Annotated in this window: 9 protein-coding genes; 3 read left to right on the top strand and 6 right to left on the bottom strand. The window is 39.0% G+C overall.

From position 1 onward, the window contains the following. Positions 1–57 precede the first annotated feature (57 nt). The 5 genes from H5125_RS13415 to ccoN all read right to left on the bottom strand — a co-directional run bounded on the left by H5125_RS13415 (position 58) and on the right by ccoN (position 3,880). On the bottom strand, positions 58–537 hold the full coding sequence (locus H5125_RS13415) for a FixH family protein (RefSeq protein ID WP_182744488.1): 480 nt from the start codon (positions 535–537) through the stop codon (positions 58–60). A gap of 116 nt (positions 538–653) precedes the next feature. Continuing rightward, on the bottom strand, positions 654–1,622 hold the full coding sequence (gene ccoP, locus H5125_RS13420) for a cytochrome-c oxidase, cbb3-type subunit III (protein WP_162023111.1): 969 nt from the start codon (positions 1,620–1,622) through the stop codon (positions 654–656). 5 nt (positions 1,623–1,627) lie between these two features. After that, positions 1,628–1,804 (bottom strand): cbb3-type cytochrome c oxidase subunit 3, encoded by a 177-nt coding sequence (locus tag H5125_RS13425; RefSeq protein ID WP_011637473.1) that lies wholly within the window; start codon positions 1,802–1,804, stop codon positions 1,628–1,630. A gap of 9 nt (positions 1,805–1,813) precedes the next feature. Next, the gene (ccoO, locus tag H5125_RS13430) at positions 1,814–2,440 is read right to left on the bottom strand and encodes a cytochrome-c oxidase, cbb3-type subunit II (protein ID WP_182744489.1); all 627 of its coding nucleotides are present in this window, start codon (positions 2,438–2,440) and stop codon (positions 1,814–1,816) included. Between the two features lie 12 nt (positions 2,441–2,452). Next, positions 2,453–3,880, bottom strand: coding sequence for a cytochrome-c oxidase, cbb3-type subunit I (gene ccoN / locus H5125_RS13435; protein ID WP_101088283.1), 1,428 nt, complete (start codon positions 3,878–3,880; stop codon positions 2,453–2,455). Between the two features lie 270 nt (positions 3,881–4,150). Here ccoN and H5125_RS13440 point away from each other — a divergent pair, with 270 nt between their 5' ends. The 3 genes from H5125_RS13440 to H5125_RS13450 all read left to right on the top strand — a co-directional run bounded on the left by H5125_RS13440 (position 4,151) and on the right by H5125_RS13450 (position 6,719). Next, entirely contained in the window at positions 4,151–4,603 is a 453-nt protein-coding gene (locus tag H5125_RS13440) for a hypothetical protein (RefSeq protein WP_101088284.1), read from the top strand. A gap of 441 nt (positions 4,604–5,044) precedes the next feature. Then, positions 5,045–5,332, top strand: coding sequence for a hypothetical protein (locus H5125_RS13445; RefSeq protein WP_182744494.1), 288 nt, complete (start codon positions 5,045–5,047; stop codon positions 5,330–5,332). Positions 5,333–5,411: 79 nt separating this feature from the next. Then, positions 5,412–6,719, top strand: coding sequence for a site-specific integrase (locus H5125_RS13450; protein ID WP_182744490.1), 1,308 nt, complete (start codon positions 5,412–5,414; stop codon positions 6,717–6,719). 1,982 nt (positions 6,720–8,701) lie between these two features. Here the strand turns inward: H5125_RS13450 and H5125_RS13455 are convergent. After that, positions 8,702–9,121, bottom strand: a complete 420-nt coding sequence (locus H5125_RS13455; RefSeq protein WP_182744491.1) for a hypothetical protein — start codon at positions 9,119–9,121, stop codon at positions 8,702–8,704. Positions 9,122–9,336: the final 215 nt, after the last annotated feature.

A 9,336-nucleotide genomic window follows, 5' to 3' on the forward strand; every position in this document is an offset into this window, starting at 1 on the left:
CTATTTATACCAGCTTAATTAAATATGTCATCATTCAAAGACTTAATGGATTTACTATTAATTTAACCAATATTCAACGTCATCTTTAATATCAATACGTTGTTGTATACGCCATTTAGCATCATAGCCTTCTATGCGCACTTCCCAGGGGCCGGTAATCGCAGCATCTAATGGGATGTGATAAACATAATTAGCATCGGCAGTTGCATTAAGGCTGAAATCTTTTTCTTCAATCGTTGGATGATAAAACTGAACATTCAATGCCGCACGATATTCAGGACCGCCTTGTTGAGTAATTTTTAATTCTTGATCGGCAACGGTAACTAAAAATTTCATCCCAATCTGTTGAGCGTACTTTATCTTACGCAAATCCATGTTAATGGCTTTGCCTTGTTTATAATAATCTTCAGCAACTAATGAGTCAGAATTATCTAAAGCAATCTTTAATGTAGTTAAACTAGCGATAACCGCACACATTGGCAAAATGATTAAAAACCAAGGCCAAAACTGCTTATACCAAGGGAGTTGATCCGACATAATTCGTCCTAAAATGGTGGTAATAATTCGGGGGCTATTTTACCCCTTAATGGCTTAATAATCACTTAAAAAAAAGGCCTCGATAATATCGAGGCCTAGATGTTACTTATAAGTAACTATTTGTTTGATAAGCTATAAACATAAGCTGTAATGACATGGACTTTCTCTTCACCAAGAATGTCTTTCCATGCTGGCATAACACCTGCACGGCCATTAATGATAGATTCAGCAATCACACCACGGCTGCCGCCGTATAACCAAACATTATCAGTCAGGTTAGGCGAACCCATGAACTTGTTACCTTTTGCATCCATACCATGGCATGCAAAACAACCTTTCATAAATGAACCTTGACCTTGAGCAGCTAACGCTTCGTCATGTTCGCCACCAGATAGTTTTATCACGTATTCAGCTAGACCTTTAATCTCGCTGTCTTCGATTGGTAAACCACCTTTTGGAGGCATCATGCCGTTACGACCGTTCATCAGAGTAGTTTTAATAGTGGCTAAATCACCACCATATAACCAATCGTCATCGGTAAGGTTAGGGAAGCCTTTAGAACCGCGAGCGTCAGAGCCATGGCACTGTGAGCAGTTTTGTAAAAACAAACGTCCGCCCACCTTCAATGCTTCAGGATCCTTCACTAACTCTTCTAACGGTGTCGCTAAATAAGCCGCAAAAATTGGACCGTATTTTTCATCAGCGTGTGCCACTTCGCGGTCATACTGAGATAAACGGTTTTCCGATTTTGCTGCTTCAAGCGCTGCAGCTGAGTCAGCTTTAATGCCATTTTCAGTACCAATACTTTGGTTTGAACTTGTCCAACCAAACAGACCTTTGTAGTTACCTAGGCCTGGATATAGAGCTAAATAGATCACACCGAATACGATGGTTAAATAGAACATGTACGCCCACCACTTTGGTAGTGGGTTGTTCAGTTCTTCAATACCATCAAAACTGTGGCCCATTGATTTACCTTCTTCTACACCGGTGTAATTATTATTAACCAGTTTAAGAAGGATAAAACAACCAGCAATGACCACAATCGTCAGTACAGAAATCCAAATGCTCCAGAAGTTACTCATAATCATTACTTCTGATCTCCCGAGTCTTTTGACATTTTTGCAAGTTCATCTTCTGTAAACACCAAGTTAGCCGCTTCGTCAAATTTTGACTTGCTATGCTTACTGTATGCCCAGAAGAAAATCCCTACAAAAGTCACCATAACAACTATGGTTAAAATACCTTGAAAAGTACCGTAATCCATTATTGCCTCCTATTTGAGTGCGTGACCCAAAGATTGCAAATAAGCGATCAGCGCCTGCATTTCTGTCTTGCCTTCAACCGCTTTTTTAGCGCTAGCAACTTCTTCATCAGTGTAAAGATCATTACCTTTGTAACCGCCTTTGTGCAGGTTACGCAGAATAGTCATCTTGTCACCAGTGAGTTCGCCGTCTAGCTTATTTTCAGCTAACCAAGGGAAACCAGGCATGTTTGACTGTGGTACAACGTCACGAGGATTAAGCAAATGCACTTCGTGCCACCTATCACTGTAACGTCCGCCAACACGGGCTAAATCAGGACCAGTACGCTTAGAACCCCATTGGAAAGGGTGATCCCAAACAGACTCGCCAGCAACAGAATAATGACCATAACGTTCTGTTTCAGCACGTAAAGGACGGATCATTTGGCTGTGACAGTTGTAACAACCTTCACGAACATAAATGTCACGACCTTCAATCTGCAAAGCAGTGTAAGGAATAAGACCTTCAACGGCTTCAGTAGTGTCTTTCTGAAATATCAGTGGTGTAATCTGCACCAAACCACCAAAACTAATGGCGATGACAGTGAAGATAGCAAGCAGGCCGACATTCTTTTCAATTAATTCATGATTAAATTTCATCGAATCTGCTCCTTAAGCTTCTGCAATAGCAGGTAATGAATCTTTAGACGCTTTAACGGTACGAATAACGTTATAGGCCATAATGAACATACCGGTTAAGAAGAAACAACCACCAATAAAGCGTACAAAGTAGAATGGGTACGAGGCTTCTAAACTCTCAACGAAACTATAAGTTAGTGTTCCATCAGAGTTAACCGCGCGCCACATAAGACCTTGCATAACACCAGAAATCCACATACTAACGATATATAAAACAGTACCGATAGTCGCTAACCAGAAATGGACGTTAACCAGCTTCATGCTGTACATACGACCATGACCAAATAGCACTGGAATTAAGTGATATAAAGAACCAATAGACACCATTGCCACCCAGCCTAGCGCGCCAGAGTGAACGTGACCAATAGTCCAGTCAGTATAATGAGATAATGCATTAACTGTTTTGATTGCCATCATTGGGCCTTCGAAGGTAGACATACCGTAGAAAGACAATGAAACAACTAAGAAACGTAATACAGGGTCTGTACGCAGCTTATGCCACGCACCAGACAAGGTCATAATACCGTTAATCATACCGCCCCAAGAAGGTGCGAATAGAATTAATGACATTACCATGCCTAATGACTGAGTCCAGTCAGGAAGGGCAGTGTAATGTAAGTGGTGAGGACCGGCCCAAATGTATAACGCAATCAACGCCCAAAAATGGACAATGGATAAACGGTACGAATACACTGGGCGACCAGCTTGCTTAGGCACGAAGTAATACATCATCCCCAAGAAACCAGCAGTAAGTAAGAAGCCTACCGCATTATGACCGTACCACCACTGAACCATCGCATCGACTGCACCGGAGTACAGAGAGTAAGACTTAAATAAGCTTACTGGTACCGCCATTGAGTTAACAATGTGAAGTACTGCAACAGTAATGATAAAGGCACCAAAGAACCAGTTGGCCACATAAATGTGGGACGTCGTTCGTTTAGCGATTGTGCCAAAGAATACAATTGCATAGCTAATCCAAATAATCGCAATCGCGATATCGATAGGCCATTCTAATTCTGCATATTCTTTGCCTTGGGTAAATCCCATTGGTAAAGTGATAGCAGCTGCAATAATAACGGCTTGCCAACCCCAGAACGTAAATGCGGCCAATTTGGGCGCAAAAAGACGGATTTGACAAGTGCGTTGCACAACATAGTAGGATGTAGCGAAAAGAGCTGATGTTCCGAACGCGAAAATCACCGCATTGGTGTGTAATGGTCGTAAACGACTATACGTTAACCAAGGAGTGTCGAAGTTCAGTTGTGGCCAGATTAACTGAGCCGCAATCAATACACCCACTGACATGCCAAAGATTCCCCACAAAACTGTGGTTAGTGCAAATTGGCGGACAATAGTGTAGTTGTAATCAGCGCCTGTAGACTGGGAATGGTTCATCATAATGCTTCCACGGCTTATTACTTATACTTTTAATATTTAGTAAAGCGAACTTTACCAGTTAGATTAACATGTGGTCATAAAACCAGCTGTTTAATGCTGTTTTTAATGCCATATGTCAAGGTGTTACCTCATGTTAATTCTCTCTATCATGAGACGGTGTAATGATACTTGAGCTAAGTCAAAAAAGATACTTACCAAAAGGCATCAAAGTTGATCTAGATCAATCTGTGAAAGATAATGTTACTAACTCAACTATAAAGGTTAAAAATTGTGCACAAACTTGTCCGAATTATCATTTTAAATATTTTGTTAATGTTTTTAGTAGCCTGTGACAAACCACAAACACAAGAACACGCTAATTTAGTCATCGATAAAACGTTATGTCAGTTTTCTGTTGGGGAATGTTACAAAAAGGTGGCCGACTTGCAAGTCGGTTTACTGATTGACCCCATCAATACCCCAAGCGAAAAACCGTTAATAGTTACGCTTTCCAGTAATCAAAAGATCACTAATATTTCAATGAGAATAGAAGGTCGCGACATGTTCATGGGTATTATCCCAGTTTCATTGTCCGAAATAAAAGATAATGTCTATCAAGGTCCAGTTATTTTTGGCTCATGCAGCAGTAATTATATGGTGTGGCGAGTATTTGTTTCATTTGATTACCAACAACAGCCACGTACATTAATGTATGATTTCTTAGCCGATAACGATAACAACTAACGTTATCGCTAACTTATATATGCAGATGACTATACCTTTGTGGGCTAGGGCAGAGGTAATTTAATCGCTTTAGGCATTTCATTTCACTATAGCAAAGGTCTTAAATAGGTCTATTTAATAGTCATTATTGTTAGTTTCAGTGTCATCCCGTCAAAAACTTCACTCCTACTGTCTATATTTCATTTCACTTCGAATCTTATGACTAGTACTGGCATCATATTGTATTAATGCTCAACAGCACTTGTCGATTAAACATTTCAAGTGAGCCTTTATATGCGCTTATATATGATCAACAGCACAGAAGTGGTTAGAACAGCTACAATGCAATTGATAACTATTCTCATTAATGTATTATTAAGCTACAGCATTCATCTTTCTAGGGTGAGTAGGGAATAGAGCAATAACGTTATGAAAAAGAGTAGCGTGAAATAAGGAGCACACATGAACAGAATAAATGTGTCTATCGATGCAGATAAAGTGGCCCAATTAATCAAAGCAGGTCATTTATGTGCTGCAGACTTACAGTTCCTAGACAGGGCAAGTAAACAAACCGTTTGGCAATTGTGTTTATGGAGCTGCCAAAAAAGATCTACATGTCACAACAAGCAATGCCAGCAGGCTTGCAAGCCAATTACAGCAGTAGATTATTGTATGCAGCAGTTAATAACAGACCAAGATATTGCAGTATCAACATATCCAAGACTCATCATTAAAAATCGCGACGATTGATGCCGATAAATAACATTATCGGCATCAAGCAAAAAATAGTATAATAAGGCAATATAATCAATAACCTAGACTTAATCATATGACCGACAATATCATTGATGAACTGCCACCAGTATTACCACTATTTGATGCTGCAGAGAATGTTTTACAAGGTAATGCATCCGTTAATCAGTACATTACCCGAATTTCAATAGATAAAGTGGCCGATGCAGGGCTCATCATAGAGCACTGTGCCGATTGGTTATTTGAGCAAAAGCAGTCTGAAAACAACTATAAAGCCTACCGCAGCGAGTTAACCACATTTCTTCATTGGTGTTTTGACGTCGTCGCATTATCGCCAATCGCGGTAACGCGTAAAGACATCGCCAAATACATCGATTACTGCCAATCGCCGCCACAAACATTGATAGGCTATTTCAATGTAGCGCAATTCAAACTCGATAAAGCCACCGCAGAGCGATCGCCAAACCCACAATGGCGGCCATTTATCGGTAAAAAACACCTCGGAAAATGCCTACCATATCAACTGAGTGATAATGCATTGAAGACTAAAATAGCAATATTATCCTCATTTTATGGCTATCTAATTAGCGAAGAATACACCGAGCGAAACCCAGCTCAGTTATGGCTTAAACACAGCCGATTCTCCATTAAACGTAAATTTACCATCGACGAAGACAACAACCATCATGCGTTTACAGAGCTACAATGGTCGTATGTTATTAGCACCGTAAGCCAATTAGCAGACACTCAACCAGAACAGCATCAACGCAGTTTATTCCTCATCACACTATTATATAGCTGCTACTTACGCATATCGGAAATAAGTGCACGCGCAGGATATGCGCCCATCATGAGCCAGTTCAGACAAGATCCACATTCTGGTATCTGGTATTTTCACGTACCATTTTCTAAAAGCGGCAAAGCTCGTAATATTGCTATATCAAAAGCGTTGCTGGCTGGACTAGTTGATTATCGACGTTATCTGCGCCTCAGTGATTTACCCAACATCAACGATCAACATCCTATATTTGTCCGACATAAAGCAGCAGCCCATGGACGTGAATCTGGTGTCATCAATGCCAATCTTGGTATTCGCCACATACGTGACGAAATAGACAAACTGATTAACTTAGCTGCAGACAATGCCGCTAAAGATGGTTTTGAACACGACAGCCAACTTATGCGAAAACTCAGTGCGCATAATATTCGCCATACTGGGATCACGCATGACATCAATATCAACAGACGCCCATTGTCACATGTCCAGGCCGATGCCGGTCATGAGAGCATCGACACCACATCACAGTATTTACACACCACACAAACTGAACGACATCAAAGTGCATTCAACAAACCGTTAAATCATCTTGCTGAGATTAAATAATTGGCAGGCACAAGCCGTAAAAAGTTAAAGCATGCAATCTAAGCACGATGCTAAACAACACATTAAGCAACAATGTACAGTTAACAAGCAATCATAAGTACTTATACAAAAGAAGGATAATGCCAACACAGCTCCAAATACCGTGCATAAGACTTAGTATTGAACATAAGTTCTAATGTGTGCATAAGTATGCGCACAATGTATATTATGTTAAATAGGGTATTTGTGTCATCATAACTAACGGTTTTTTTGTGTGGTTTCTCATACCAAATGAGTTTTGTCTCACTTCGTGGATCTGGCCTTTTAGTATTTAGAATCAGATGGTTAAATTGATACGAACGATTTTCTTGCACTGTTACGGTGCAAGAATCTAATCAGAGCGCTTTTAGGTGCTGTTTTTACCACCTGACTTTTTCAAATCCTGTGGTATGTTTTAAATGAGTTTTTCTCAGTTGGTGATATTGATAACTGACGTGTGGTATTCCTTTAATAAAGCCTACAAATGCAAACAGACTTTGTAATACCCAAAGCCAGAGCCATTTCGTAATTTTTTAAACCCTTAGTTCAGACTCAGGGTCAAATCTTTGCTTATAGGTTTTCTTTACTCTCTCAAACCACGTATAGACTATCTCACGAGTTTCATTTGTTGCGATTGCATTACGTATCCCGGAGATTTGATCCAATTCAAGCATGCCTATTCGCTTATTTACTTTCACCCCAATGGTCACTCTTTGGCGATGGTCCATTGTGAATGCGCAATCATTAATAAGGTCATCATAATTTCCTATGGCTAATCAACAGGTCTTGGTCTAGATACTACTCGCCTAGTATCATTACGGAGATCTATCCATTGTTGATGTAACCTTTCAAGTTCATCCCGTGACGAAAGCTGGCCAATTCGTTTTGCAGGCTCATTTATACCTAGAGCTAATCCAAGTGCTATCGTATCGGCTAGACATGCAAGTAAAGACCCTCTTTTGAGATTTTTATCATTTGCTATCGAATGGCCTAATTTTATACAGGTTAAAAATGGGTATCGGTTATCCAGGCTTATGGTCACATAGTTTATTGTCTGGTGATGTTTAAAAATTTTGTAGCGACACATTGTTTTATCTAGCAGCTTTTTCAAAAACTTTAACTCTACATTTCGCTCAAATTTAAGTGTTAACTTGTCGATAAATTTAAGTATCGCTTTTGCGTTTTCGTAGCGCGGAGTTCATTGAGAATGTCGCGTTGCCCGAGATGACTTAACGCTAACGCGTTATTATTATCAATTGGGTAATATTCACAAATAAGTACCAACAACGCACTGTACTTCAGCAATTTAGACACGAACTCAGCTGGATCAACTTTAAGCTGCTTCTCTAGCTGCTCGCGCCTATTATTCATTATTTCAAAAATAGTGGTTTAGGTCCGTATCTTTAGGTACTGCAACGCTAAGAATCACAAGTTATATAACAAATACTGGCTAAAGCGCTTAATGTCTCGAGCTTTGCCAGTTTAGACAATAGAAATGAATAAGTACCCATTATTAACGTTATGGAATAGCGTCAATAACGGGCTAGAAACATCATATAATTTAAAAAATAATTATATAGATTAGAATTATTAAAATACAACCTACTCCAAATTTTACTTTTTGTTGATTTGGTTTTAACGTCGGTATTTTGTCACAAATCAGATTGGAACATTTATCTAATAATGTATTAATAACCGGTGCTACAATGCTATAAATGTGTTTAACGAAACTAATAAGCTTTGCCATTAGACTATTTGTGAGCATCTTTTCTGTCGTTAAAGAATCAATATTGCCAGTTTCAGTTTCTTTCCAAGTATGAGATACAGATGAATTTATATTTTCTTCAACAATCTTTTCTTGTAATTCTTTGTTTTCTTTATATCGAGGAGAAAATATGCAGCCTGTAATTCCAACAAATGAAAGGGTTAAAATTACAGCACCTATCGATAATGTGTATTGAAATTTACTGCCTAAATCTTGTTTTGTAACAAATGAATAAGGGGGCTAATGCTTCACTGATTGAACGCACCAAATAGCTAACCCTAAACTCATTCGCTCTCAGTATTTTAGCTGCCTCATAGATGTCGTAAGCATTTGACAATATAGTTAATATTACAACGGCAATAAAAACAGATGAAATGACTCTAGCAAATAAACGGCTTATACCGGACAGGTAAACTATGATGCCGATTAATGCTATGAACATTAATAAAAGAGGTTGGTCATACTCATATAAACTTATTTTTTCTTGTGACCAGCCTCCTGCCGCGACCAAAGGTAAAAAAGCACCTATTAAAAATAGAATAAAAAAGCTACCCCCAAGCTTATTCACTATTCTAAAGCCGCTAAATTTCTTTGTGTTGCCTTGTTGATCGTTAATCATTTCTCTACCTCGAATTAGGTTTTTATTGACACTAGTACAACGTATTATCTTTGCGTAATACATTGATGTTTGATATTTATTTTAATAGTTGCCCCCTGTGTCAGGATAGTTGTCGCCTCAATTAATTTACAAATAAACAGGGAGCGGTAAGTTACAGCAAGTGAATTATCAAAGGCATTCCGGTCAATTTAAAGAAGCTATATTAAACAAGTTTA

It is taken from the genome of Shewanella sp. SR44-4 (genome assembly GCF_014163715.1).
Lineage (GTDB): Bacteria > Pseudomonadota > Gammaproteobacteria > Enterobacterales > Shewanellaceae > Shewanella.